This is a genomic window from Nocardia sp. NPDC088792, assembly GCF_044750615.1.
Lineage (GTDB): Bacteria > Actinomycetota > Actinomycetes > Mycobacteriales > Mycobacteriaceae > Nocardia.
On record NZ_JBIVKC010000009.1, the window covers coordinates 274,605 to 297,870 of the forward strand.

At 67.0% G+C, this 23,266-nt stretch carries 22 protein-coding genes and 1 pseudogene; 12 read left to right on the forward strand and 11 right to left on the reverse strand.

The window, feature by feature from the left end; genetic code table 11:
• Positions 1–37: 37 nt before the first annotated feature.
• The 3 genes from ACIP5Y_RS46075 to ACIP5Y_RS46085 all read right to left on the reverse strand — a co-directional run bounded on the left by ACIP5Y_RS46075 (position 38) and on the right by ACIP5Y_RS46085 (position 2,424).
• Positions 38–838: an ABC transporter permease gene (locus tag ACIP5Y_RS46075; protein ID WP_400360147.1), complete on the reverse strand. Its 801-nt coding sequence runs from the start codon at positions 836–838 to the stop codon at positions 38–40.
• Positions 835–1,791 carry an ATP-binding cassette domain-containing protein gene (locus tag ACIP5Y_RS46080; protein ID WP_400360148.1) on the reverse strand — a complete coding sequence of 319 codons (957 nt, stop codon included), beginning with the start codon at positions 1,789–1,791 and terminating at the stop codon, positions 835–837. The genes ACIP5Y_RS46075 and ACIP5Y_RS46080 overlap by 4 nt, the downstream gene beginning before the upstream one ends.
• 117 nt (positions 1,792–1,908) lie before the next feature.
• On the reverse strand, positions 1,909–2,424 hold the full coding sequence (locus ACIP5Y_RS46085; protein WP_400360149.1) for an EXLDI protein: 516 nt from the start codon (positions 2,422–2,424) through the stop codon (positions 1,909–1,911).
• Positions 2,425–2,594: 170 nt separating this feature from the next.
• Between ACIP5Y_RS46085 and ACIP5Y_RS46090 the strand changes: the two genes are divergently transcribed.
• From ACIP5Y_RS46090 to ACIP5Y_RS46105, 4 genes are read left to right on the forward strand one after another with little or no spacing between them, the layout of a single operon-like run.
• The gene (locus ACIP5Y_RS46090) at positions 2,595–4,295 is read left to right on the forward strand and encodes a thiamine pyrophosphate-binding protein (protein WP_400360150.1); all 1,701 of its coding nucleotides are present in this window, start codon (positions 2,595–2,597) and stop codon (positions 4,293–4,295) included.
• A 4-nt stretch (positions 4,296–4,299) separates the two neighbouring features.
• On the forward strand, positions 4,300–4,959 hold the full coding sequence (locus ACIP5Y_RS46095) for an SRPBCC family protein (protein ID WP_400360151.1): 660 nt from the start codon (positions 4,300–4,302) through the stop codon (positions 4,957–4,959).
• 37 nt (positions 4,960–4,996) lie between these two features.
• Positions 4,997–6,010: a 3-oxoacyl-ACP synthase III family protein gene (locus tag ACIP5Y_RS46100; RefSeq protein WP_400360295.1), complete on the forward strand. Its 1,014-nt coding sequence runs from the start codon at positions 4,997–4,999 to the stop codon at positions 6,008–6,010.
• A complete protein-coding gene (locus ACIP5Y_RS46105) occupies positions 6,007–7,158 on the forward strand; it encodes an aminotransferase class I/II-fold pyridoxal phosphate-dependent enzyme (RefSeq protein ID WP_400360152.1) in 1,152 nt (383 codons plus the stop codon). Before ACIP5Y_RS46100 ends, ACIP5Y_RS46105 begins: the two co-directional genes overlap by 4 nt.
• On the opposite strand, the gene ACIP5Y_RS46110 is transcribed toward ACIP5Y_RS46105, so the two are convergent.
• Positions 7,145–8,134 (reverse strand): bile acid:sodium symporter family protein, encoded by a 990-nt coding sequence (locus ACIP5Y_RS46110; RefSeq protein ID WP_400360153.1) that lies wholly within the window; start codon positions 8,132–8,134, stop codon positions 7,145–7,147. The two genes, ACIP5Y_RS46105 and ACIP5Y_RS46110, sit on opposite strands and share 14 nt — an antisense overlap.
• Before the next feature lie 123 nt (positions 8,135–8,257).
• Between ACIP5Y_RS46110 and ACIP5Y_RS46115 the strand changes: the two genes are divergently transcribed.
• From ACIP5Y_RS46115 to ACIP5Y_RS46135, 5 genes and pseudogenes are all read left to right on the forward strand, one after another.
• A complete protein-coding gene (locus ACIP5Y_RS46115; protein WP_400360154.1) occupies positions 8,258–9,211 on the forward strand; it encodes a TIGR04222 domain-containing membrane protein in 954 nt (317 codons plus the stop codon).
• Positions 9,208–10,068 (forward strand): annotated as a pseudogene (locus ACIP5Y_RS46120) (DUF692 domain-containing protein); the annotation flags it as partial. The gene ACIP5Y_RS46115 and the pseudogene ACIP5Y_RS46120, both read left to right, overlap by 4 nt.
• A 428-nt stretch (positions 10,069–10,496) precedes the next feature.
• On the forward strand, positions 10,497–10,793 hold the full coding sequence (locus ACIP5Y_RS46125; protein ID WP_400360155.1) for a hypothetical protein: 297 nt from the start codon (positions 10,497–10,499) through the stop codon (positions 10,791–10,793).
• 22 nt (positions 10,794–10,815) lie between these two features.
• A complete protein-coding gene (locus ACIP5Y_RS46130) occupies positions 10,816–11,223 on the forward strand; it encodes a hypothetical protein (protein WP_400360156.1) in 408 nt (135 codons plus the stop codon).
• 60 nt (positions 11,224–11,283) lie between these two features.
• Complete coding sequence (locus ACIP5Y_RS46135; protein ID WP_400360157.1) at positions 11,284–11,715, forward strand: GNAT family N-acetyltransferase; 432 nt, start codon at positions 11,284–11,286, stop codon at positions 11,713–11,715.
• Position 11,716: 1 nt separating this feature from the next.
• Here ACIP5Y_RS46135 and ACIP5Y_RS46140 read toward each other — a convergent pair whose 3' ends face one another.
• Positions 11,717–12,145, reverse strand: coding sequence for an SdpI family protein (locus tag ACIP5Y_RS46140; protein WP_400360158.1), 429 nt, complete (start codon positions 12,143–12,145; stop codon positions 11,717–11,719).
• A gap of 152 nt (positions 12,146–12,297) precedes the next feature.
• On the opposite strand from ACIP5Y_RS46140, the gene leuS reads away from it, so the two are divergent.
• The gene (gene leuS, locus ACIP5Y_RS46145; RefSeq protein ID WP_400360159.1) at positions 12,298–15,171 is read left to right on the forward strand and encodes a leucine--tRNA ligase; all 2,874 of its coding nucleotides are present in this window, start codon (positions 12,298–12,300) and stop codon (positions 15,169–15,171) included.
• 98 nt (positions 15,172–15,269) lie between these two features.
• Here the strand turns inward: leuS and ACIP5Y_RS46150 are convergent, their stop codons facing one another.
• From ACIP5Y_RS46150 to ACIP5Y_RS46165, 4 genes are all read right to left on the reverse strand, one after another.
• Positions 15,270–15,614, reverse strand: a complete 345-nt coding sequence (locus ACIP5Y_RS46150) for a hypothetical protein (RefSeq protein WP_400360160.1) — start codon at positions 15,612–15,614, stop codon at positions 15,270–15,272.
• 135 nt (positions 15,615–15,749) lie between these two features.
• The gene (locus ACIP5Y_RS46155) at positions 15,750–16,523 is read right to left on the reverse strand and encodes a polysaccharide deacetylase family protein (protein WP_400360161.1); all 774 of its coding nucleotides are present in this window, start codon (positions 16,521–16,523) and stop codon (positions 15,750–15,752) included.
• 23 nt (positions 16,524–16,546) lie between these two features.
• The gene (locus ACIP5Y_RS46160) at positions 16,547–17,341 is read right to left on the reverse strand and encodes a polysaccharide deacetylase family protein (RefSeq protein ID WP_400360162.1); all 795 of its coding nucleotides are present in this window, start codon (positions 17,339–17,341) and stop codon (positions 16,547–16,549) included.
• 132 nt (positions 17,342–17,473) lie between these two features.
• Complete coding sequence (locus ACIP5Y_RS46165) at positions 17,474–18,178, reverse strand: SDR family oxidoreductase (RefSeq protein WP_400360163.1); 705 nt, start codon at positions 18,176–18,178, stop codon at positions 17,474–17,476.
• Positions 18,179–18,354: 176 nt separating this feature from the next.
• Here ACIP5Y_RS46165 and ACIP5Y_RS46170 point away from each other — a divergent pair, with 176 nt between their 5' ends.
• A complete protein-coding gene (locus ACIP5Y_RS46170; RefSeq protein WP_400360164.1) occupies positions 18,355–19,695 on the forward strand; it encodes an MGH1-like glycoside hydrolase domain-containing protein in 1,341 nt (446 codons plus the stop codon).
• A gap of 237 nt (positions 19,696–19,932) precedes the next feature.
• A complete protein-coding gene (locus tag ACIP5Y_RS46175) occupies positions 19,933–20,667 on the forward strand; it encodes a glycoside hydrolase family 25 protein (RefSeq protein WP_400360165.1) in 735 nt (244 codons plus the stop codon).
• Between the two features lie 29 nt (positions 20,668–20,696).
• Here the strand turns inward: ACIP5Y_RS46175 and ACIP5Y_RS46180 are convergent, their stop codons facing one another.
• Both ACIP5Y_RS46180 and ACIP5Y_RS46185 read right to left on the reverse strand, forming a co-directional pair.
• A complete protein-coding gene (locus ACIP5Y_RS46180) occupies positions 20,697–21,422 on the reverse strand; it encodes an amino acid ABC transporter ATP-binding protein (protein WP_400360166.1) in 726 nt (241 codons plus the stop codon).
• Positions 21,419–23,173, reverse strand: a complete 1,755-nt coding sequence (locus ACIP5Y_RS46185) for an ABC transporter substrate-binding protein/permease (protein ID WP_400360296.1) — start codon at positions 23,171–23,173, stop codon at positions 21,419–21,421. The genes ACIP5Y_RS46180 and ACIP5Y_RS46185 overlap by 4 nt, the downstream gene beginning before the upstream one ends.
• Between the last annotated feature and the right edge of the window lie 93 nt (positions 23,174–23,266).

Below are 23,266 nucleotides of genomic sequence, written 5' to 3' on the forward strand. Positions count from 1 at the left end.
GGGATCGGGTACGCCGTCTTCGCTTCGCGCAGTGTGATCAGGCCGTCTTCCGCCGGAAAAGCGTGGTGGACCAGAAGTATCCGCCCAGGCCGAGTACCAGGATCCAGCCGACGGCCCAGAAGCCGTTGTGCCCGATCGGGGTTCCCATCAGCAGCCCGCGCACGGTTTCGGCGATGGGGCTGAAGGGCTGGTATTCGGCGAACTGCTTCACACCGGTGGGCATGGTGGCGGTCGGCACCAGTCCGCTGCCGAGGAAGGGCAGCATGACGATCGGGAAGGGCAGGTTGCTCGCGCTCTCCGGGGTCTTGGCGACCAGCCCGAAGGCGACGCCGAGCCAGTTGAGCGCGTAGATCAGGGCGGCGACCACCGCGATGGCCAGCAGCCACTTCCCGATACCGGCGTCATGGCTGCGGAAGCCGCAGGCCACGGCCACCAGCGTCATCAGGGTCACGCCGATCATGCCCTGAATCCAGGTGCCGACGACCTGACCGGTCAGCATGGCCGAGCGCGAGATGTGCATGGTGCGGAATCGGTTGACGATGCCCTTGGTCATGTCCGTGGCGACCGAAACCGCCACGCCGACAAGCATGTACGCCGGGATCATCAGCATCATGCCGGGGGTCAGATAGTCGATGTAGTGCGCATTGCCGGTCGAGGTCTTGAGGGCCCCGCCGAAGATGTAGTTGAACATCAGCATGAGGACCACGGGCATGAAGATCACGCCGAAGGTCATGCCGGGATATCGCTTGGCGCGCACCAGGTTCCGGCGCAGCATGGTCATCGAGTCGGCGAACACGTGGTTCGCGGCCACGGGCGGCGCGTAGGTGGCGGTGGTCATCGGATGGCTTCCTTCTCGGAGGTCCCGCCGGTGAGGGCGAGGAAGACGTCGTCCAGGTCGGGCGTGTGCACGGACAGTCCTGCGGGTTCGATGTGGACGGCGTCGAGGCGGTCGATCAGTTCGCGGACCGAGCGCACCCCGCCGTCGCTCGGGACCGCGAGGGTGAGGTCGCCGTTGATCTGCGCCGCATTGCCCAATGCCCGTGCGGCGTCGGCGAGTTCGGTGCGGTCGCTGAAGTCGAGACGGATGTAGCTGCCCGGCACCATGCGCTTGAGCTGGTCCGGTGTGCCCTCGGCGACGAGCCGGCCCTGGTGCAGTACCGCGATGCGGTCGGCCAGCTGGTCGGCTTCTTCCAGGTACTGGGTGGTGAGGAAGACGGTGACGCCACCCGCGACGAGCTGCCGGATGATGTCCCACATGGTGCGGCGGCTGCGCGGGTCGAGCCCGGTGGTGGGTTCGTCGAGGAAGATGATGCGCGGTTCGCCGACCAGGGTCATGGCCAGGTCGAGGCGGCGGGTCATGCCACCGGAGTAGCTGCTCGCGATCTTGTCGGCGGCGTCGACCAGATCGAATTTCTCGAGCAGCTCGACGGCGATGCGTTTGCTCTCGCCGCGCGGCAGGTGGTGCAGGTCGCCCATGAGGATGAGGTTCTCGCGGCCGGTGAGCAGTTCGTCGACGGCCGAGAACTGGCCGGTGACGCCGATGATCGAGCGGATGCCGTCGGGCTGGGTTTCGCGGTCGTAGCCGCCGACCTGGATTTCGCCGCCGTCGGCGTGGATCAGCGTCGAAAGTATCTGCACCGTGGTGGTTTTGCCGGCGCCGTTGGGTCCGAGCAGCGAGAAGATGCTGCCTTCCGGGACGGTGAAGTCGATGCGGTCGAGCACGATCTGCTCGCCGAAGGATTTGCACAGTCCGGAGACCGATATGGCTGCCGGATGCCGTCCGGAGTTCATTGTTCCCCTCTCATAAATTGGTATGCATGAATGCATGCGTCAGCTGTGCCGTGATCTCCGAGGCTGAGATCAAAGTTCTTTCTGCCGGGAATTCAGTTGTGCTTCAGGGGTTTCGGATCAGATGTCGAGGTCCTCGACATTCGGGTGTTCGGTCGCGTCGAGCACCTTGGCGTAGAGCCGGTCCGGGATCTTGCCGGCCAGCTCGGTGACGGACTCGAACACCTCCAGGTCGAAATCTCCCCAGTTCTGCTCACCGATGCCGAGGAACCGCCGCCACTGGCGCCAGTCCTTGAGCAGATTGGTGTCGGTCGGGAACTCCGACCAGTACGAGAAATGGCTGTGCAGCGCGAACGCGCCTTTGCGTGTGCGATACACCCGGATGTCCTCGATACGCTCGTTGGCCACCTGGTGCCATTCGGCCAGCAGCTGACCGGAGAAGCGGACCTGCCGCAACCCGTCCTTGCCGACCTTGAGGACCACTTCGTCGTAGCCCTGCTGGCGGCCCTCCTCGAGCTCGATGAAGCGCCGCAGTGCCGTCACGATCGCGCCCGACAGATTTCCCCCCACCAGTTCCTGTGCGCGCTGGAAGAGTTTGAGGTCGTCATCGGATACGTAGATCGTCTTGTTCGGCATGACCCAACTATACGTAGACGTATACATACATGGCAAGAGTGGGCCCGAATCTCGGATTTCACCCCGAATCCCCGGAGATCGACACCCCGCATTGAACCGGCGGTAGCTCACCTTCGTATCCCGGGTAGAGCCTCGGGCAGCTGGTGTCAGGCGGTAGTAGGAGCCACCCTATGCACAGCGGTACAAGGGTGGTAGACCACCTGGTCAGAGCAGTTTCCGCATTGGGCGTGACACATATCTTCGGTGTGGACGGCGCCAACATAGAGGATCTCTACGACGCGGCCTTCGATCATCGGGACCTGATCACCGCCGTCGTCGCCAAACACGAATTCTCGGCGGCCACCATGGCCGACGGATACGCGCGCTCGACCTCCGGCCTCGGGGTCGTCTGCGCCACCTCGGGCGGCGGCGCCATGAATCTGGTCGCGGGACTCGCCGAAGCGTATGCCTCGCGGGTCCCCGTGCTGGCCCTCGTCGGCCAGCCGCCCACCGTCCTGGAAGGCAAGGGCGCCTTCCAGGATTCGAGCGGGCTGGCCGGCAGCCTCGACGCGGTCGCGCTGTTCGGGCCGATCTCGCACTACTGTGCCCGCGTCGAATCCCCCGCCGACCTGCCCGCTCACCTCACCCGCGCCGTCACCGCGGCGCGGCGTGGCGGACCGGCGGTCCTGTTGCTGCCCAAGGATATTCAGCAGGCCGACCTGGTGGCGCCCGCCTTCGTGCCGCCGACCCGCGCCTACCGCCGGGAGATCGAGGCGCTGTGGCGGGTGCGGGAGGAGATCCGGGCCGCCCGCGCCATCGGCAAGATCGTGATCATCGCCGGCGATCAGGTGGCCCGCGACGACGCCCGCGACGAACTGGCCCGGTTCGCGGCCGTCCTGGATGCGGCGGTCGGCGTGGCGCCGGACGCGAAAGACGTGTACCACCACGGCGATCCGGGATTCAGCGGAGTATCGGGCAGCATGGGCCACCCCGAGCTGCCGGCCGCCCTGCAGAACGCGGCCCTGTGCCTGCTGGTCGGCACGCGGATGCCGGTCACGGCGCGCGCGGGCCTGGAGGACACGCTGGCGGCGGTGCCCACCGCCGCAGTCGGTCTCGAGCCACCGTTCCTGCCCGGCAGCGTGTACGCCCGCAGCAACGACCTGGCCCGCACGCTCACCGAACTGTGCGGCGAATTGGATTCCGGCACGGCCCGGAGCACCGTGATCCCGCTCCGCCGGCGGGTACCGCGCGACGACACCGTCACGGCTCTCGACGTGCCGTCCGCAGCAGGCCCCGGGCTGCGTTATCGCGAGGTGGTCGAGACCATCAATGCCGAATTGCCCTACGGCTCCGATGTTTTCGCGGATGCGGGGAATACGGGCGCGGCGGTGGTGCATCATCTGCGGCTGCCGCGCGACGGCCGCTTCACGGTCGCCCTGGGCATGGGCGGCATGGGGTACGCCTTCGGCGCGGGCATCGGATCGGCCTTCGCTCGGCAGTATCGCGACGACGGCGACCTCCGCCGCACCTTCGTGATCGCGGGCGACGGTGCGTTCTTCATGCACGGCATGGAGATCCACACCGCCGTCGAGCACGACCTGCCCGTCACCTTCATCGTGCTCAACAACAACGCGCACGCCATGTGCATCACGCGCGAACAGCTGTATTACGGGGATCGGTACAGCTTCAACAGATTCCGGCCGGCGTATCCGGGCGCCGGGATCGCGGCCATGTTCCCGGATATGTGCGCGTATTCACCCCGCACGCTGTCCGAACTCGCCGCCGCGGTGCGGCTCTGCGTCGGCAGTCCCGGACCGTCGTTCATCGCCGTCGATTGCGACCCGGACGAAATCCCGCCCTTCACACCGTTCTTGACGGCACCGAGGAGATAGCCCCATGACCACCAGCTCCCTGCCCGCCCTCAGCGATATTCCGGAAACCGCCATCCCGGGCATGCTGCGCATCGAGAATTCCGACCGCGATGCGACCACCCCGATCATTCTCGACATGCTCCGGTCGGTGTATCCGCACGATCAGATCTTCGGCGACTTCTGCCCGGTGCAGGGCTATATCGCCGCACCGCCGCGCGAGCTCTACGACTATCTCGCCGATCCCCGGTGCCTGGAGGAATGGACCTACAGCCTGCGCGGATTCACCGAGACCGAGACGCCCGGACTGTGGGTTTCCTACGACCGGCTCGGCGACAGCACCAAGATCTACACCCGCACCGTCGCCAACCCGGATGCCATGACCGTGGACTACCACTGTGCCTGGGACCAGGGCGACCACCTGTGGATGGTGTACCTGATGCGGGTCGTCGACGCCCAGGTGGTGTTCGACAAGCCGGGTTCGGTGGTGCTGTGGACGAACTGCCACCACCCCTTCTACGACAAGAATCCCTACCAGGACACCGCACCCGACAAACGCAAGGTGTGGGTGGGCGACTTCTGGGAAATGTTCTCCGCCGGACATCAATTGGAACTCGACAACCTGAAGGCCATCGCCGAATACCGCGCCGCACACGGGCTGCCGATCAAGCCCGAGTGGATGGACTGAGGAGAACGTCATGGACTTCACCGACCCCGACCTCGGGATGCCGCCTGTCAGCCTGGTCGACGTGGCCGGCTATCTGCCCGGAAACCCGGTGGGCACCGAGTATTTCACGCAATTCTCGCGATCCGACCGCATGGCGAAGAACGTCATGTTCCGAGCGCCCAAGGCCCGCCACCACGTGGCCCGCGACGAAACCGCGGTGGACATGGTCGAGCGCGCCGTCGCGCCGCTCATCGAACGGCACGGCGCCGCGGAGATCCGCGATATCGACATCCTGCTGACCCACACCCAGCTGCCGGACAATCCGGTGCTCGGCGCCGGGCCGGAGGTGGCACGCCGCCTGGATATGAAGCCGCGCTGGGTTTTCGATGTGCACAATGGCGGCTGCGCGGCCTTCATCCACATGATGTGGCTGGCCCGGATGATCATGCGGTCCACCGATGCGCGCACCGCGCTCATCGCCTGCTCGCAGAACTGTGCCGGACCGGTGTTCACCCAGTCCGATATCCGCGGGCTGGCGCAGGCGCCCGTGCCCGGTGACGGTTGCGGGGTCGGGCTGCTGGTGAAGAACAACAGCGCACCGATTCTCGACATCGAATGCCGCACGTATCCGGAGTTCGCCGGGGACATGGAATTCAGCACCAACAGCGACCGCAAATACTGGGAGCCCGGCGAGGGTCAGGGCTGCGTGAGCTTCACCGAATCCAAGGTGGCCAAGGTGATGGCGCGCGGCAACCGGCTGGTGCCCGAGGTGGCGCAGGAGGTGTGCAAGCGCATCGGCGTGAAGTCCCGCGATATCGACACCTTCGTCACCAATCAGCCGAACCGGCTGTTCCTGCGCAACTGGAACGAGGCCCTCGAACTGCCGCCCGAACGGCATCCGGACACCTTCGACCACTGCGGAAACCTGTTCGCGGCAGGCATTCCCGTCACCCTCGACGCCGAGAACCGGGCGGGGCGGCTGCGCAACGACTCGGTGGTGCTGATGGCCGCGTTCGCGCATGCCGGGGACTTCGCCGGGGCCGCGGCCGTGCGCTGGGGCGCGGCGCGATGACCACGCCGGTGCCGTGGCCGAGCGGGCTCAACGGCAAGGAAGTCGCCGCGGCACAGGATGCTTCGGCTCCCGGCCGGCGCCGGGAACCCGTCCGCTACGACCTGAGTCTCAGCGAGAATCCGTTCCCGCCGCTGCCTTCGGTGCTGGACGCGCTGGGCGACTGCCTCGGCGAGGCGAACAGGTATCCGGAATTCCTGCCGCATCGGCTGCCGCAACTGATCGCCGGGCATGTGGGTGTCGGCCCCGATCAGGTGGTGGTGGGGTCCGGTGCGACCGGGGTGGCCATGCAGATCATGCAGACCCTGCCCGCACCGGGATCCCGGTTCGTCTACGCCACACCGACCTTCGACGGCTATCCGATCATGGCGAACATGATCGGCCTGCGGGCGCTGGGGATACCGCTCGATTCCGGTGGCCGCCAGGATCTCTGGGGCATGGCGCGGGTGGTGGGCGAACACACGGGGCTGATCGCCGTCTGCCGCCCGCACAATCCGACCGGCACCGTGGTCTCGGCCAGCGAGCTGAAGGCCTTCCTGTTCTCGATTCCGGCGCAGGTGCCGGTGATCCTGGACGAGGCGTATGTCGAATTCCTCGGTGCGGCAGACGCTCTCGACACCGTCGAACTGGTGCGACGGCATCCGAACGTGCTGGTGCTGCGCACCTTCTCCAAGGCATACGGGCTGGCGGGACTGCGCATCGGCTACGCCTTCGGATCGCCGGAGCTGGTGCGCCGGGTGCAGCGGCTACAACTGCCGTTCGGGGTGCCCGGCACCGCGGTGGCCGCGGTGCGGGCCTCCTATGCGGCGGAAGCCGAACTGGGCGAACGGATTCTGCGCATCACCACCGCGCGCGAACTGCTGCGCACGGAATTGCGGCTCGGCGGTATCCGGGTGCCCCGCAGCAGCGCCAACTTCCTGTACCTGCCGGGCCGCGATATCGTGCCCGCGCTGTCCCGCGCCGGCATTGTGGCCAAACGCTATCCGGACGGTAGCGCCCGCATCGCGGTCGGTGATCCCGCCGCGGATCGGGCGGTGGTGCACGCGCTGGCGGCGCGGCCCGCCGGTCCCGGCCGGCCGCTGCGCCGCGATGACAGCCGGCTGCTGTCGGTCACCGTCCGATCGGAGCCGTCGGTCGCTACTCGCTCATGACCGCCGGTTGTTCCGCGCTCCGGGCCCAGCGCTGAGCGAGCGCCGCACAGGTGATCAGCTGCACCTGATGGAAGATCATGAGCGGCAACACGATCAACCCCACCGGCGCACCCGCGAACAGCACGGTCGCCATCGGCAGCCCGGTCGCCAGGCTCTTCTTGGAACCGCAGAACACCACCACGATCCGATCCCCGCGATCGAAGTGCCGGGCCCGCCCGATCACCGAGGTCACCCCCAGCACGATCGCGAGCATCGTGCAGCACACCACGACCAGCACCAGAATCCGCCACGGCGACATGGAATGCCAGATCCCCTCCACCATGCCCGCACTGAACGCGCTGTACACCACCAGCAGGATGGATCCCCGATCCACCAGCTTGGTGGGTTGCGCGTACTTCTGCAGGAATCCCTTCACCTTCGGCCGGATGAGCTGACCGAGGAAGAACGGCACCAGCAACTGCAACACGATGTCCACCACCGCGGACGGATCCACTTTCGCCTGCCCGGTGGTGTTCATGAGCAGAATGACCAGTGCGGGAGTCAGGAAGACCCCCAGCAGATTCGACACGGTGGCGCTCACGATCGCGCCCGCCACATTGCCTCTCGCGATGGAGGTGAACGCGATCGACGACTGCACCGTCGACGGCACCAGGCACAGGAACAACAGCCCGGTATACAGATCCTTGGTCAGCACATGCGGCACCAGTACCCGCGCCGCCAACCCGATGATCGGGAACAACACGAACGTGCAAGCCAGCACGGTCAGATGCAACCGCCAATGCTTGAGCCCCGCCAGCGCCTCGTCCGGCGCCAGCCGAGCGCCATAGAGCAGGAACAGCAACCCGATGGCCACCTTGGTGGCCCAGTCCACCCCCGTAGCCGCCTCGCCCCGCGCCGGAAAGACGCTCGCGATCGCGATGACGGCGAAAATCGACAGGATGAACCCGTCGATATAGAACCTGCTCAGAAATCGCACTTAGCCAGGCTAATCACCCCGGTTCCAGGGTATTAACACCGCACCCATGACAGCGCGATACTGGGGATGCTCCACAAGGCTTGCGGCGAACCGCAAGTCGGCACGACTCCCGAGGGGGGAGACATGGTCCCCTGGACCATTGCGGACGGGGCCTCGGAATCGGCTGTCGCGGCCGATACCTGGGGGATATCGGGTCCGGATTTCATCCGCGTCTATCTCGTGGCCGCGCTCGCGGCCACCGTCATCGGCCTCGTCTGGCGCGTCATCACGATCCGGTCGGCCCGCGGGCCGACCGACCCGGCGCTCACACCGGTGCAGGCCGCCCTGCTCGTCGACGACCGCAGGCCCGTGCTCGCCGGACTGGCGGTGCTGCGTGAGCGGCAGCTCATCGACTCCGGCGGCGAACCGATCCGCACGCCCTCCGATGCGGAATACGGCGAGCTGGATCCGGTGTCGCGCGCCCTGCTCGCGCACCTCGGCAGTTCGGCGAAGCGGCACGTGACGGAACTCGGTCTGGCCGTGTGGAATCCGCGCGAACAAATGAGCCATGAGCTCCGCGGTCGCGGCCTCATGATGAGTTCCGCCCGGGAGGATTCACTACTGCTCGCTTCGATCCCGCTCGACGCCGTATTCGTGCTGGGTGTGGTGCGGTTGGTCGCGGGCCTGCTCGGCCATCGGCCGGTCGGCAATCTCATCGGGTCGATGGTCGGGGTGGCGATCTGTATCTACCTGGTGGTCCGCCCGGTTCGCCTCACCGGCTACGGGCGCGCCACCCTCCGGAATTACCGGCGGCGGAATGCGCACCTGCGGCCGGCGAACGACCCCGCATACCACGCCTACGGCATCGGCAGCGCCGCCCTCGCCACCGCCCTGTTCGGCGGCCCGGCCCTCTGGTCCCTGGATCCCGGGCTCGCCGGCACCACCCAGGTCCTCGCTACGAACCCGGGCATCTGGGGCGCCAGTTGCAGTACCAGTGGCGGTGGCGGTCACGTGCACTGCAGCACCGGAAGCGGCGGCGGGAGTTGCGGGGGCGGCGGCGGAGGGTGCGGCGGCGGAGGTGGAGGGTGCGGCGGATGATCACCTCGCCTCTGCCCGGCGGCGCGATCGGGATCGGCTGGCGCCGCGAAATCTGCGGCATCATCGCGGATCTGGACGGCCTCGGCTTCTGCGAGGTGATCGCCGAATCACTCGGCCCGCAGCACGGCCTGCGCGGCCGGGCGGGGAAATCGCGCGAGCTCGTCGTGCCCGAAGAACTGATCGCTCTCATCGAACGCGGCATACCGGCGGTGCCGCACGGTGTTTCGCTGTCGCTGGGCGGCGCGGAGGCGGTGGACGAACACCGGGTCGCGCACCTGGCGAAGTGCGCGCAGGCGCTCGGGGCGCCGCTGGTCAGTGAGCACATCGCCTTCGTGCGGGCAGGCGGGATGGAGGCCGGGCATCTCTTGCCGGTGCCGCGCACCCGCGAGGCGCTGGATGCGCTGGAGCGCAACATTCTTCGCACGCGACGGGAATTGGAGGTGCCGCTGGCGGTGGAGAACATCGCCGCGCTGTTCGAATGGCCGGACGCGGAATACTCCGAGGCGGAGTTTCTGCAGGAACTGACCGAGCGCACCGGCGTGTACCTGCTGCTCGATATCGCGAACATCTATGCCAACGCGCGCAATCGATCTCGTGATCCGCTGACCGAACTGCTGCGGTTGCCCACCGAACGGCTGGCCTACTGCCACGTCGCGGGCGGGCACGTATCCGGCGGCCGCTATCACGACACGCACAGCGACCGGGTCCCTCCGGAGGTGCTGGCACTGGTCAGCGAGTTCACGAACGGGCGCGAGGTTCCCCTCATGCTGGAACGCGACGGAAACTATCCGGCCGCAACAGAACTCGCCGCCGAGCTCGGCGCAATCGCCGCCGCGGCCGGCCGACCGCCGATCACCCTTCGCGGCGCGCGGCCGCCGAACGCTACGGACCGGCTCGCGGCGCGGCAGGTGGCGCTGGTGCGCGCGCTGACCGCCGGGGAACAGCTGGAACCCGGCTTCGATGCGGGCGATGTGTCGGCCGCGGCCCACGCCTTGCTGCACAAGCGGGCCGACGAAGTGGCGGGGCGGTTTCCGCTGCTGGCGCATGCGTGCGGGCCGGATTTCCGGGCGCGCTATGTGGAGTGGGCGCGGGGCCGTCCGAAGACCGGCACGGTCGCCGATGCCGCGGCCTTCGCGCGGGACGCCGGGTTGCCCGAGCCGGGGTCGCGGACGACTCGGTGGTCGTTAGTGCGGCGGTTCGCTGGGCGGCGGGCGCAGTAATGCGCGAATGCTAATGTGACGATTGGTTTGCTGGATCGTTCCGTCCATCTCGGAAAGGAAGTTCCATGACGGCCCCTCATGCCGCTCATACCGGTCACGACCATGAACACGGCGCTAGTTGCGGACACGTTGCTGTTCCGCATGGCGATCATGTGGACTATGTGCACGACGGGCATTTGCACCGGGCGCACGACGGTCACTTCGACGAGTGCGAGCCCAGCGGGCACGCCGCGCACGACAGCCATACGCATCAGCACGGCGATGGGTGCGGGCATGTCTCGGTGCCGCACGGTGACCACGTCGATTACATCCACGACGGTCATCGGCATGCCGCCCATGACGGGCATTACGACGAGCACTGATCGTATTCGGGAGAATACGGGCGTGCCCTCCTCCGAATACGCTGCCGCGCACGGCTTCCGGCCCAATCCGGCGCCGGCGGTCGGCACCGTGAGCCGGGTACTGGCCCGGGTGTCGATCGCCGGCTGGGAGTTCGTGCTGCGGCAGACCGTGCTCGAGCCGGGCGGGCACAGCGGCTGGCATTATCACGACGGCACCCTGTTCGTGCTGGTCACGGGTGGGCCGCTGGATCATCCGGGGCTGGACTGCGCGGCGGCGATCAAGCGGCCGTGGCGGATCTTCCGGGAGCTGCGCGGGCGGGCGCATGCGCATCTGGCCCGGAATTCCGGGCCCGATCCGGTAATGCTGACCGTCTTCTACATCAATCCGGCGAACAGTCCGCTCTCGCGCAGTGTGCCGCCGCCACCGTGCGCGAGTAATCCGGAGCACTGAGACATGCCGACCACGAGCACTGAGGCATACCGATCTCGAGCGCTGAGGCATGCTGACCTCATGATCGAGGTCGTCACCGTCAGCAGTGAAGCGGAATTAGCCGAGGCCTATGCCATCCGCCTGCGAGTGTTCGTAGATGAGCAGGGCGTACCCGAGGACATCGAGATCGATGAACTCGACGAGACCGCCGATCACTTCCTGGCCCGGCTCGACGGGAAACCGGTCGGCGCGGGACGGCTGATCGTGCAGGACGGGGTAGGCGTGCTCGGCCGCCTGGCCGTGCTGTCGGAGACTCGCGGCACCGGGCTCGGCGTGGCACTGGTCCGGGCCATCGAGGATCGGGTCCGGGACCGCGGGCTCAGCGGTATCGAGCTGCATGCGCAGACCCAGGCCACCGGCTTCTACGAGAAGCTGGGCTACCAGGCGTACGGAGATATCGAGATGGATGCGGGCATCCCGCACATCTGGATGCGCCGCGACCTCCGGAACTGAATCAGCCGGCGGGCTGGCAGGCGTCGCGCAGCGAGCAGGATCCGCAGGCGCTGCCGCAGCCGCCGACCTTCTCCTCCGGGAATCGCACGGCCAGCGCCTTTTCCGCCGCTGCCGCGCCCGCACCCAGGGTGAAGACGGAAACTACGAGGGCCACGGCCGCGATGATCAGGGCGGGGACGGCGCCAGCGACCAGTGCGACGGCACCCGCGGCGGCGAGCAGTACGCCTGCGACGATGGAGGTCGGCGCGGCCACCTTGTTGGCGTACTTGAAGGCTTCTTCGGTGCGGACAGCGGCTTCACTGTGCACGCCGAAGTACCGGTTCCCGGGCAGCGTGCCCGTGAGTCCGAGCAGCCCGGTGACCACGGCCACAGCCGCGAGGACGAAGAGGATCAGCGCTACCACGAACACCCGGTCGAGGCTACTCGGCACGGAGACAGCGTGGTTCACGCCCCTCGTGCCCGGCGCGTCCGGCGGGTGTCGGGGGTGCGAGGTTCCGACCCTTTTTGGGGCTGAGGGTGCGGGCGCTTTACCCTGGTGAGCGACCTTATCGGGGATCAGCTCGGACAACAGAAGGCAGGACCGTGCAGGACACTCGTGCAACCGATACACCCACCGCGACGGCGGGTGGGGGCAGCGAAGTGCCCGCACACCGCTACAACGCCGAGCTGGCGGGCCGTGTAGAGCAGAAGTGGCAGGGCGCCTGGCAGGAGCGCGGCACCTTCTACGCACCCAATCCGGTCGGCCCGCTGCACGGTGACGTGCCCGCCGACAAGCTGTTCATCCAGGACATGTTCCCGTACCCGTCGGGCGCGGGCCTGCACGTCGGCCACCCGCTGGGCTACATCGCCACCGATGTGTTCGCCCGCTTCCACCGCATGCACGGCCGGAATGTGCTGCACGCCCTGGGCTATGACGCCTTCGGCCTGCCCGCCGAGCAGTACGCCGTGCAGACCGGCGCGCATCCGCGGGTGACCACCGAGTCGAATATCGCGACCATGCAGCGGCAGCTGGATCGGCTGGGCCTGGGCCACGATCGCCGCCGTTCGTTCGCGACCACCGATCCCGAGTATTACAAGTGGACGCAGTGGATCTTCCTGCGCATCTACAACGCCTGGTACGACGAGGGCCTGGGCAAGGCCCGCCCGATCGCGGAGCTGATCGCCGAATTCGAGGACGGCAAGCGCAATCCGGTGGAGGGCCGCTCCTGGGCGGACCGCACCCGGGCCGAGCGCAATGCGCTGATCGATTCGTATCGCCTGGTCTACCAGACGGATTCGATGGTCAACTGGTGCCCCGGACTGGGCACCGTGCTGTCCAACGAGGAGGTCACCGCCGACGGCCGCAGTGAGCGCGGCAATTTCCCGGTGTTCCGGAAGCGGCTGTGGCAGTGGATGATGCGCATCACTGCCTACTCCGATCGCCTGGTCGATGATCTGGGCGAGCTGAACTGGCCGGAGAACGTGAAGGCCATGCAGCGCAACTGGATCGGCCGCTCGCGGGGCGCGCAGGTCAAGTTCGAGGCGGGCTCGGACGTCATCGAGGTCTTCACCACCCGGCCCGACACGCTGTTCGGCGCGACCTATGTGGTGCTGGCCCCCGAGCACGAGCTGGTCGACCGCCTGACCGGCGCGTCCTGGCCGTCCGGCACCGAGGCCCGCTGGACCTTCGGCGGCGTCGACACCCCGGCGGAAGCCGTTGCGGCGTACCGCAAGTCGATCGCGGCCAAATCGGATCTGGAGCGCCAGGAGAACAAGGAGAAGACCGGCGTCTTCCTGGGCACCTACGCCACCAATCCGGTGAACGGCGCCCGCGTCCCGATCTTCATCGCCGACTACGTGCTGAGCGGTTACGGCACCGGCGCGATCATGGCCGTCCCCGGCCACGATCCGCGCGACTGGGATTTCGCCACCTCCTTCGGCCTGCCCATCGTGGAAGTCGTTGCGGGCGGGGATGTCACGGCGGCCGCGTACACCGGTGAGGGCGCCCTGGTGAACTCCGGTTACGTGGACGGCCTGGACATCGAGTCCGCCAAGGCCAAGGTGATCGCGGAACTGGAGGCCAACGGCCACGGCCACGGCACCGTGCAGTACAAGCTGCGCGACTGGCTGTTCGCCCGCCAGCGCTACTGGGGTGAGCCGTTCCCGATCGTGTACGACGAGGACGGTGCGCCGCACGCGCTGCCGGATTCCATGCTGCCGGTCACGCTGCCGGAGATGGAAGACTTCGCCCCGGTCACCTTCGATGCCGACGATGCCGATTCCGAGCCGTCCCCGCCGCTGGCCAAGGCCACCGACTGGGTGCACGTGGAGCTGGATCTGGGTGACGGCCCGAAGCGGTACCGCCGCGACACCAATGTCATGCCCAACTGGGCGGGCAGTTCCTGGTACCAGCTGCGCTACGCGGATCCGACCAATGCCGAGCAGTTCTGCGCACCGGAGAACGAGAAGTACTGGCTGGGCCCGCGCACCGCGGAGCACGGTCCGAAGGATCCGGGTGGCGTGGACCTGTATGTCGGCGGTGTCGAGCATGCGGTGCTGCACCTGCTGTACGCCCGCTTCTGGCAGAAGGTCCTGTTCGATCTGGGTGACGTGTCGGGTTCCGAGCCGTACCGCCGCCTGTTCAACCAGGGCTATATCCAGGACTACGCCTACAAAGATGCGCGTGGTACGTACGTGCCGGCCGCGGAGATCGTGGAGCGGGACGGAAAGTTCTTCTGGACCAATGCCTCCGGTGTGGAGGAGGAGGTCTTCCAGGAGTACGGCAAGATCGGCAAGTCGCTGAAGAACGCCATCTCCCCCGACGAGATGTGCGATATGTACGGCGCGGACACCTTCCGCTTCTACGAGATGTCGATGGGCCCGCTGGACACCTCGCGGCCGTGGGCGACCAAGGATGTCGTGGGCGCGCACCGCTTCCTGCAGCGGGTGTGGCGACTGGTGGTGGACGAGGAGACGGGCGCCGTCAAGGCCACCGACGCCGAGCCGACGCCGGAGTCACTGCGCCTGCTGCACAAGACGATCGCCGGGGTCGACGACGACTTCGCCAACCTGCGCGACAATACGGCGGGCGCGAAGCTGATCGAGCTGACCAACTACCTGACCAAGAACTATCCGGACGGCGCGCCGCGCTCGGTGGTGGAGCCGCTGGTCCTGATGCTGGCACCGATGTCCCCGCATATCGCGGAGGAGCTGTGGGAACGCCTGGGCCACACGGTGTCCCTGGCGCACGGCCCGTTCCCGGTGGCGGATCCGGCGCTGCTGGTGGCGGATTCGGTGGAATATCCGATTCAGGTCAATGGCAAGGTCCGCAGTCGCGTCAGCGTGCCCGCCGATGCCGATCAGGCGGCGGTGCAGGCCGCGGCCCTGGCCGACGAGAAGATCGCGGAACTGCTGGGCGGCAAGGATCCTCGCAAGATCATCGTGGTGCCCGGGCGACTGGTGAACATCGTCGCCTGAGCGGGGCTGCCCGGCCCGCAATAGTTTTCGGGCCCGGTACGCCGCGCGCGTATCGGGCCCGACTACTGCGATCTCTGCCGCATGCTCGTCCGGGCGGACTACGGCGCCAGCGAGGCCATGGCGTTGATATCGCCCGACGGAGCGGTCGCGCCGGCGCACTGGAACTGCAGGTCCTCGGTGGAGTGCGCGTCGATGCGGCCGCTGACGGTGCCGAAGTTGTAGCTGGCGTCGTCCTTGCAGGTGACCGTGCCGCTCACCAGGTAGGCGCTGTCCGAGTTGTTCGTGCAGGTGACGCCCGAACAGCTGAGGCCCGGCGCGCCGGGGACATTGCCGCCGTTGCCGAGAATGCTGGGGATGGCGGAAGCCTGTCCGGCGGTCAGCCCGATAGTGGCGGTGAACAGTGCGGACGCCACACCGACTCCGAGTGCCAAACGATGACCCATGTATCTATCTCCTGTCGTGGATCCGACCCAATCCAAGAGGATAGTGATCGCCCGGCCTGGATGCATAGGCGACATCTCTTATTTCGCAACGAAACTCGGAAAACGCTGCATTTGACCGATTTGCGCCAGGTGTCGCTATCGCGGCGGGATCAGTACGTCGTTGAGCGTCACCAGCTGCAGGTTCCGCTGCCGGAGCAGGTCCGTGAACTGATCGTAGAGATGGGTGACGGTGGGGCGGTTGGCATGTCCGATCACGATGGCCTGCGCCCGGAACCACTGCCGGGCGGCGTCCATGAGCATGCCGTCGTCGATGGTCTTGTTCGTATCGTTCAGCGTTCCATACCACATGGTCGGCACGGTGTACCCGCAGTCAGCGGCAACGGAATCCACCGCGCCGTTGTGATAGCCGAAGGGCGGACGGTAGTACGGCGTGCCGTCGGTGCCGTAGGTGTTCCACAGGAACTGCTTGCACCGGTTCAGCTGATCGGCGACCGCGCCGGCGGACAGTTTGGTGAGGTCCGGATGGTCCCAGGTGTGATTGCCCAGCTGGATCTGCCCGGAATCCACCAGCGGCCGCAGCGTATCCAGGTGATCCCGCCAGCCCGGATAGTAGGCGGTCACGAAGAAGGTGAACCGCGCCCCGGTATTGCGCGCGAAATCGATGAACGCACCCACGGTTTCGGAGCTCGCACCGTCATCGATGGTGAGCGCCATATGGTTTCCGGCGCCCGGCAGCGCGGTGAGGGTACCCCGCCCGATCGGGGTCCTGGGCCCGAAATCCGGCGGCAGCACCTGGGGCGCTCCGCCCGATCCGGCGCCGATCGGAGAATCCGCCTGCGCGGCGGCCGGTCCGAGCAGGGTCGCCGCGGTGCCCGCCGTGAGCAACGTCAGCAGCCGTCTTCTATCCATTTGTAAACCTTCTTCAATTCACACTATTTCGGCGGCGCCAGTACATCGTTCAACGTCACCATGCTGAGATTGCGTTCCCGGATGATGGCGACCAGCTGGTCGTAGCAGTGGGTCACCGCGGGATGATTCGCGTGCCCGATGACGATGGCCTGCGCATTGAAATACTTACGCGCGCACTCGATCAGGTAGTCCTCGGTGATCACGCCCGAATCCGACAGGGAGCCGTACCACATGATCGGAACGGTGTAACCGAGATCGGCCGCCACACCGTCGACCGTAGCATTGTGCCGGCCGTACGGCGGGCGATAATAGGGGGTGCCGTCCACCCCGAAGGTGTTGTGCAGGAAGGTCTTTGCCCGATCCAGCTGGGAGCGGACCGCGCTCGCGGACAGCTTGGTGAGATCCGGATGGTCCCAGGTGTGATTGCCCAGCTGAATCTGGCCGGAATCCACCAGCGGGCGTAGCTCGTCCTTGTGGACGGTCCAGGAGTCGTAATTGGCGGTCACGAAGAACGTGAACCGCGCCCCGGTATCGCGCGCGAACTTGATATACGCGCCCACCACATCCGCGCTCGCGCCGTCATCGACGGTCAGGGCCAGATTCGTGCCCTGGCCCGGTAGCGCGGTGAGGGTACCCGCCGGAATGGTGGCCCTGGGCCCGGCGGGCGGTGGTAGGAGTGGGCGCGCGGTGGCCGCGGTGGCGGGGACGGCGCGTTTCCCGGTGGCCGGATCGAGGACCTCCGTCCGCGCTCGGGAGCAGCCGGTCAGCGCCGCCGCGGTACCCGCGGCCAGCACGGCCAGCAATCGCCGTCGATCCATCTCCAACGCCCACTCCGAAATTGCCGAGGCCACGCCTCATCGGCACAGCCATTGTTTATATCGACTCACAGTGAACCGAGCACCAATTCTGAGCGTACCGATCGAAATTCAGTTGGAACGTTAGGTTTTTTCTTACCTCGGAATGGGGCGCAGCACGATTTCCGTGGGATGCGCGTCGCGCGGCGTCTCCACCGCATTGCGTACCGCCCGCGCCACCGTGGTCGCCTCCAGGAACTCCCGCGGCTGATATTCGCGGCCCTCGTCCGCGACGATCTCGCGCTGCATATCGGTATCGATGCGGCCGGGGTGCACGGAGGTCACCCGCAGCGCCGGCTCCTCCAGTCGCACAGCGTCCGCGAAGGCCCGCAATCCGAACTTGCTCGCGGCGTACACGCCCCAGCCGGCGTTGGCGCGCAATCCCGCACCCGAATTGATCAGCACCACATGGCCGTTGGCGGCCCGCAACGCGGGGAGCAACACGCGGGTGAGTTCCGACACGGCGATCAGGTTGGCTTCCAACGTATTCCGCCACTGGGCAACAGACGAATCGGCTATCGTTCCCAAGTCGGCGATACCGGCGTTGTGCACCAGCACATCCAGCCGTTCGATCGGCTGCACCGCGCGGGCGACCGCCGGGTAGTCGGTCAGCTCGACCGGGAAGCCGGCCGAGTCCGGCAACTCGCTCAGGATCGGGCCCAGGGCCTCCGGTGTGCGCGCTCCGAGGAGCAACCGGTGCGTGGGCGCGAGTTCCCGCGCGATGGCGGCGCCGAGCCCTCGGCTGGCCCCGGTGATCAGCGCGGTGGGCCGGTCGGTGCCGGGCTTCGCGGAATTCGCCATGCGATCACCGTAACCGGGCGTGCCCGGCCGCCGATGCTCCGCATGCACGTGGTTACCGAGCAGCTGATCATGAAGAGGCGAACAGAGTGCAATCCGGCGAGCGGGAGCCGACTCCCAGCCACCCCGTGCGTGCGGCCCAGCGCGCATACCTGCGGGTCCCAGCGCAGAATAGGGCGATGACACACCCGGGGTTCACGCCCACCCAGCTCGCGGCCCGCGCGGCCTACCTGCTGCGCGGCAACGACCTGGGCACCATGACCAGCGCCGCGCCCAGACTGTATCCGCACATGTGGAGCTGGGATGCCGCCTTCGTGGCGGTCGGCCTGGCCCCGCTCAGTGTGGAGCGCGCCGTGCTGGAACTGGACACCTTGCTGTCGGCGCAGTGGCGCAACGGCATGATCCCGCACATCGTCTTCGCCAATGGCATGGACGGATACTTCCCGGGTCCGTCCCGCTGGGAGTGCCGCCGGCTGGCCGCCGATGCGCCGGACGGGCCCGATACCTCCGGCATCACGCAGCCGCCGGTGCATGCCATTGCGGTGCAACGCATTCTGGATCACTCCCGCCGGCACGGGCGCAGTACCCGCGCGGTGGCGGAGGAGTTCCTGCAGCGGCGCTGGCCGGACCTCATGCGCTGGCATCGCTGGCTGGCGTATGCGCGAGATCCCAAGCAGCACGGGCGGATCACGCTCTATCACGGCTGGGAATCCGGCATGGACAATTCCCCGCGCTGGGATCGCGCCTACGAGAACGTGATTCCCGGCCCGGACCTGCCGCCCTACGTGCGCGAGGATCTGCACGTGGTCGGCGATCCCACGCAGCGGCCCTCCGACCGCGAATACGACCGCTACATGTGGCTGGTCGAGCAGATGCGCCGGGCCGGCTACGACGACTATCAGCTCGCCTCCACCATGAGCTTCGCCGTGGAGGACGTGTTCGTCACCGCGATCTTCGCGCTGGCCTGCGATGTGCTGGCCAATATCGGCGAGGACTACCGGCAGCCGCACGCGGACGTGCGCGAGCTGTACGAATGGGCCGATTACTTCCGGTCCGGGGTGGTGGCCACCAGCGATCCCCGCACGGGCGCGGCCCGTGACTTCGATGTGCGCGCGGACAAGTGGATCGATACCGAGACCCTCGCGATCTTCGCACCGCTGCTGTCGGGTGGGCTGTCGCGGGATGCCGAGCGCCGGCTGCTGCGCCTGTTCGAAGGGCCACGCTGGTGCGGTCATCCGGATCTGCGCTACGCGCTGCCGCCGTCGACCTCGCCGGTGTCCCGGGACTTCCGATCGCGCGAGTATTGGCGTGGCCCGGTGTGGCCGGTGATGAGCTGGCTGTTCTCCTGGGTGTTCGCGCGCCGCGGCTGGGCCGAACGGTCCTTCATGCTGCGCGCGGAGGGGTTGCGGCAGGCCAGTGACGGGACCTTCGCCGAGTACTACGAACCGTTCACGGGCGAGCCGCTGGGCAGCATGCAGCAATCCTGGACAGCCGCTTCGGTTCTGGACTGGCTCGGTTGAGCTGTATTTTTGGCCCTCCGCTTCGCTACGGGCGGGTTCGCGGCCCTGAAGTCTCGATTCTTCCCTCCCTCCGCTCCTCCGCTTCGCTCCCCCGCTCCACTCAGTCCAGAACCGAGCCGGCCGCGAACCATGAGAGTGGTCTGAGATCGGATTCACAGCTGAGATACAGCTAACACTTGGACAACACGCCGCCGGGTCGCTGGTCAAAGCTGTTCAGCCCACATACCGTGCGGTTGCATGGTCAGCCGAAACCGTCTGGTTCTGGTCAGTTTTGCGGCCGCCAGCGTCCTCACAGCAATGTCCGCCGCACCCGCGGCGGCCGATATCAACGGTCCGGACGTCTCGTCCTGGCAGCACATCGACGGCCGCGGCATCAACTGGTTCGCGGTCCGCGGCTCCGGCAATAACTTCGCCATGCTCAAGGCCACCGAGGGCCTGAACTACGTCAACCCGTACTTCGTCCAGGACAGCCTGCTCATGCGCGCGGCGGGCGTGGCGCGCGGGACGTATCACTTCGCCCGCCCCGCCGAATCCCCGGAACTCCAAGGGGCGCTGTACGCGGCGATCGTGCTGGGCCAGAACGGGATGCTGGACCTGCCACCCGTCCTCGACATGGAGGACTCCGGCGGCCTGCCACCCGGCGCGCTCATCGACTGGACGCACCGGTACCTGAATACGGTGCAGGCGTTGACCGGTCGCCTGCCGATCATCTACACCTATCCGAACTTCTGGAAGTCGGCCATGGCCGACTCCAACGAGTTCACCAGGTATCCGCTCTGGATCGCCGATTACCGCGGCAACGACAATCCCGAAGTACCGGGCGGCTGGCCGAACTGGACATTCTGGCAATACACCGATTCCGGCAATGTTCCAGGCATTGCCGGCGGCACCGATATGAACGCTTACAGCGGCGCCCAAGGGGATTTCGGCCGATTCGCCAATATGCCGTTTTCCGGAAGCTCCGGAAGTTAGGCGGGTGTGGGGCTGAACCCCACACCCCCTCAGAGAACCTGGGACAGAAACTGCCGGAGCCGCGGGGTTTCGGCATTGTCGAACAATGCGTCGGGCGAGCCCGTTTCGACGACCAGGCCGTGATCCATGAACACCACCTGATCGGAAACCGAACGGGCGAAACCCATCTCGTGCGTCACCACGATCATGGTCATGCCGCCCTGCGCCAGCTCGGACATGAGCGCCAGCACGCCCTTGACCAGTTCCGGGTCCAGCGCCGAGGTGGCCTCGTCGAAGAACATGATGTCCGGCTTCATGGCCAGCGCCCGCGCGATCGCCACCCGCTGCTGCTGACCACCGGACAGATTCGCCGGGCGCACATCGGCTTTCCCGGCCAGCCCGACCGCCTCCAGCTGCTGCAGCGCCAGCGTGCGCGCCTGCTCCTTCGACAACCCGTGCAGCTTGCGCGGCCCCAGCTCGATATTCTCCGCGACCGTCTTGTGCGGGAACAGATTGAAATGCTGGAACACCATGCCGATGCGCTGCCGCAGCGCGTCCGGATTCTCCTTCAGCACCGACTTGCCGCCGAGCAGGATGTCGCCCTGATCCGGCTCGTACAACCGGTTCAGCACGCGCAGCAGGGTCGACTTGCCGGAGCCCGACGGGCCGATCACCGTGGTCGCCTTACCGGCGTCCACGTGAATGTCCACGCCGCGCAGAATTTCGTTGCGGCCCAGCGTCAGACGCAGGCCGGTGCCGGTCAGGGAGGCGCTCATGCCCCACGTCCTTCCGTGATCACGGCCTGCTCCACCGGTTCCGCCGGGGCCGCGGCCTCCGGGCGGCCGGTCCGCATCCGATTGTCGATGTAGTTCACCAGATGCGTGAGCGGCACCGTCAGCAGCAGATACACCAGACCCGCCGCCACCAGCGGCGACAGATTCCCGGTCTGCGCGTTCAGATCCCGGCCCACCGCGAACAGCTCACGCTGCGTCGCCAGCAGACCCAGGAAGTAGATCAGCGACGAATCCTTGATGAGCGCGATGAACTGGTTCATGAGCGCGGGCAGCACCCGCCGCACGCCCTGCGGGATCACCACCAGCGTCATGGCCTGCCGGTAACCGAACCCGATGGCGCGCGCGGCCTCCAGCTGCCCGGCCTCCACCGACTGGATACCGGAACGGAAGATCTCACCGATATAGGCGGACGCCAGCAGCGCCAGCGCCACCGCGCCCAGCCAGTACGGATTGTTGCCGGTGATGTTCTTGACCACCGGGCCCACACCGAGGCCGATCAGCAGAATGATCACCACCGCGGGCAGGCCGCGGAAGATATCCGTGTAAACCCTTGCCGGCCAGCGCAACCAGCGCGTGCGGGAAATACCCGCCACCGCCAGCAGCATGCCCAGCACGGTGCCCAGCGCACCCGAGACCAGCGCCAGGATCAAAGTATTCGGCAGACCGGTCTTGAAGAGATCCGGGAAGGCCTTGCGGTACAAGGACCAGTCGAAGAACGTGTCCTTCAACTGCGACAGCGTGGACTTCGGCCGCAACCCGCTGGTGTCCGGCTTGTTCGCGGCATTCTCGGCGGCAATGGCCGCGAAATCCGGGAACTGCGGTGCGGGAGCCGCTTTCGAGCCCGGCTTCCAGCCCGGCGGCAGCTGCCGCGGCTCCCACTGCTCGTACAGCTTCGCGTAGGTGCCGTCCGCGATCACCGCGTCCAGGCCCGCGTTCAAGGCGTCGGTGAGCGCCTGATTGTCCTTGCGCACCGCGTAGGCGACGAAGTTGTTGACGCTGTAGGTGTTCTGCACGATCGAGGTCGCGTCACCCGGTTTGAGCGCGCCCTCGGCCTGCGCGGACGGCGCGATCCAGGCATCGATCTGCCCGGTCTTCAAGTTGGCGTAGGCGGTGTTGTAGTCGGGGAACTTCACCGGATCCAGGTGCAATTCGTTGACCACGTACTCGTCCTGCACCGTGCCCTGCACCACGCCGATGCGATTGCCCTTGTGCAGATCCGCGAAACCCTTGATGGGACTGCCGTTCTGCACCACCAGCGAGAAGTAGCCGAAGTCGTAACCATTGGTGAAACCGACCAGCTTCCGGCGCTCATCGGTGGTCGTGATGCTCGACGAGCCGACATCGAAACGACCGTTGGCCACCTGCGCCAGCAAACCCGAGAACTCGGTGCCGGTGAACTCCACCTGCAGGCCGAGCCTGGCGCCGATGGCGCGCAGCAACTCGTTGTCCATGCCGGTGAAGACGCCCTTGGAATTCAGGCAGATGCTGGGCGGCGCGTCCGAGAGGGTACCGACACTGAGCTTGCCCGGGGTGAGAAGCCCGAGCTTGCTCTTGTCGATCGAGTCCAGCGGTTCCGTGGTCGCGGTGGTGAAACGGTCCGTCGACGGGCCCGAATCACCGCTCGCCAGATTGGTGGGCGCCGCGGCGGACGCCGACAGTCCGGGCGGCGAACACAGGTCACCGTTGTCGGGTGCGGCGGAACCGGACCCCGCCCCGATCGTGGCGGTGCCCATGAGCGTGACGAGCAACACCCCCGCGATCGACAGCAGGCGAGGTCGCCGCCCCTGTCGTCGGGGGGTGGTCGTGCGCAAGCAAACCATGACAAA

Excerpts from the sequence above, each read along its gene's own strand:
- ACIP5Y_RS46075 (WP_400360147.1), bottom strand. The coding sequence starts at position 838 with ATGACCACCGCCACCTACGCGCCGCCCGTGGCCGCGAACCACGTGTTC.
- ACIP5Y_RS46115 (WP_400360154.1), top strand. The coding sequence starts at position 8,258 with ATGGTCCCCTGGACCATTGCGGACGGGGCCTCGGAATCGGCTGTCGCG.
- ACIP5Y_RS46085 (WP_400360149.1), bottom strand. The coding sequence starts at position 2,424 with ATGCCGAACAAGACGATCTACGTATCCGATGACGACCTCAAACTCTTC.
- ACIP5Y_RS46160 (WP_400360162.1), bottom strand. The coding sequence starts at position 17,341 with ATGGATCGACGGCGATTGCTGGCCGTGCTGGCCGCGGGTACCGCGGCG.
- ACIP5Y_RS46155 (WP_400360161.1), bottom strand. The coding sequence starts at position 16,523 with ATGGATAGAAGACGGCTGCTGACGTTGCTCACGGCGGGCACCGCGGCG.
- ACIP5Y_RS46185 (WP_400360296.1), bottom strand. The coding sequence starts at position 23,173 with ATGGGCACCGCCACGATCGGGGCGGGGTCCGGTTCCGCCGCACCCGAC.
- ACIP5Y_RS46125 (WP_400360155.1), top strand. The coding sequence starts at position 10,497 with ATGACGGCCCCTCATGCCGCTCATACCGGTCACGACCATGAACACGGC.
- ACIP5Y_RS46180 (WP_400360166.1), bottom strand. The coding sequence starts at position 21,422 with ATGAGCGCCTCCCTGACCGGCACCGGCCTGCGTCTGACGCTGGGCCGC.
- ACIP5Y_RS46105 (WP_400360152.1), top strand. The coding sequence starts at position 6,007 with ATGACCACGCCGGTGCCGTGGCCGAGCGGGCTCAACGGCAAGGAAGTC.
- ACIP5Y_RS46170 (WP_400360164.1), top strand. The coding sequence starts at position 18,355 with ATGACACACCCGGGGTTCACGCCCACCCAGCTCGCGGCCCGCGCGGCC.
- ACIP5Y_RS46100 (WP_400360295.1), top strand. The coding sequence starts at position 4,997 with ATGCCGCCTGTCAGCCTGGTCGACGTGGCCGGCTATCTGCCCGGAAAC.
- ACIP5Y_RS46175 (WP_400360165.1), top strand. The coding sequence starts at position 19,933 with ATGGTCAGCCGAAACCGTCTGGTTCTGGTCAGTTTTGCGGCCGCCAGC.
- ACIP5Y_RS46080 (WP_400360148.1), bottom strand. The coding sequence starts at position 1,791 with ATGAACTCCGGACGGCATCCGGCAGCCATATCGGTCTCCGGACTGTGC.
- ACIP5Y_RS46150 (WP_400360160.1), bottom strand. The coding sequence starts at position 15,614 with ATGGGTCATCGTTTGGCACTCGGAGTCGGTGTGGCGTCCGCACTGTTC.
- ACIP5Y_RS46090 (WP_400360150.1), top strand. The coding sequence starts at position 2,595 with ATGCACAGCGGTACAAGGGTGGTAGACCACCTGGTCAGAGCAGTTTCC.
- ACIP5Y_RS46135 (WP_400360157.1), top strand. The coding sequence starts at position 11,284 with ATGATCGAGGTCGTCACCGTCAGCAGTGAAGCGGAATTAGCCGAGGCC.
- ACIP5Y_RS46095 (WP_400360151.1), top strand. The coding sequence starts at position 4,300 with ATGACCACCAGCTCCCTGCCCGCCCTCAGCGATATTCCGGAAACCGCC.
- ACIP5Y_RS46165 (WP_400360163.1), bottom strand. The coding sequence starts at position 18,178 with ATGGCGAATTCCGCGAAGCCCGGCACCGACCGGCCCACCGCGCTGATC.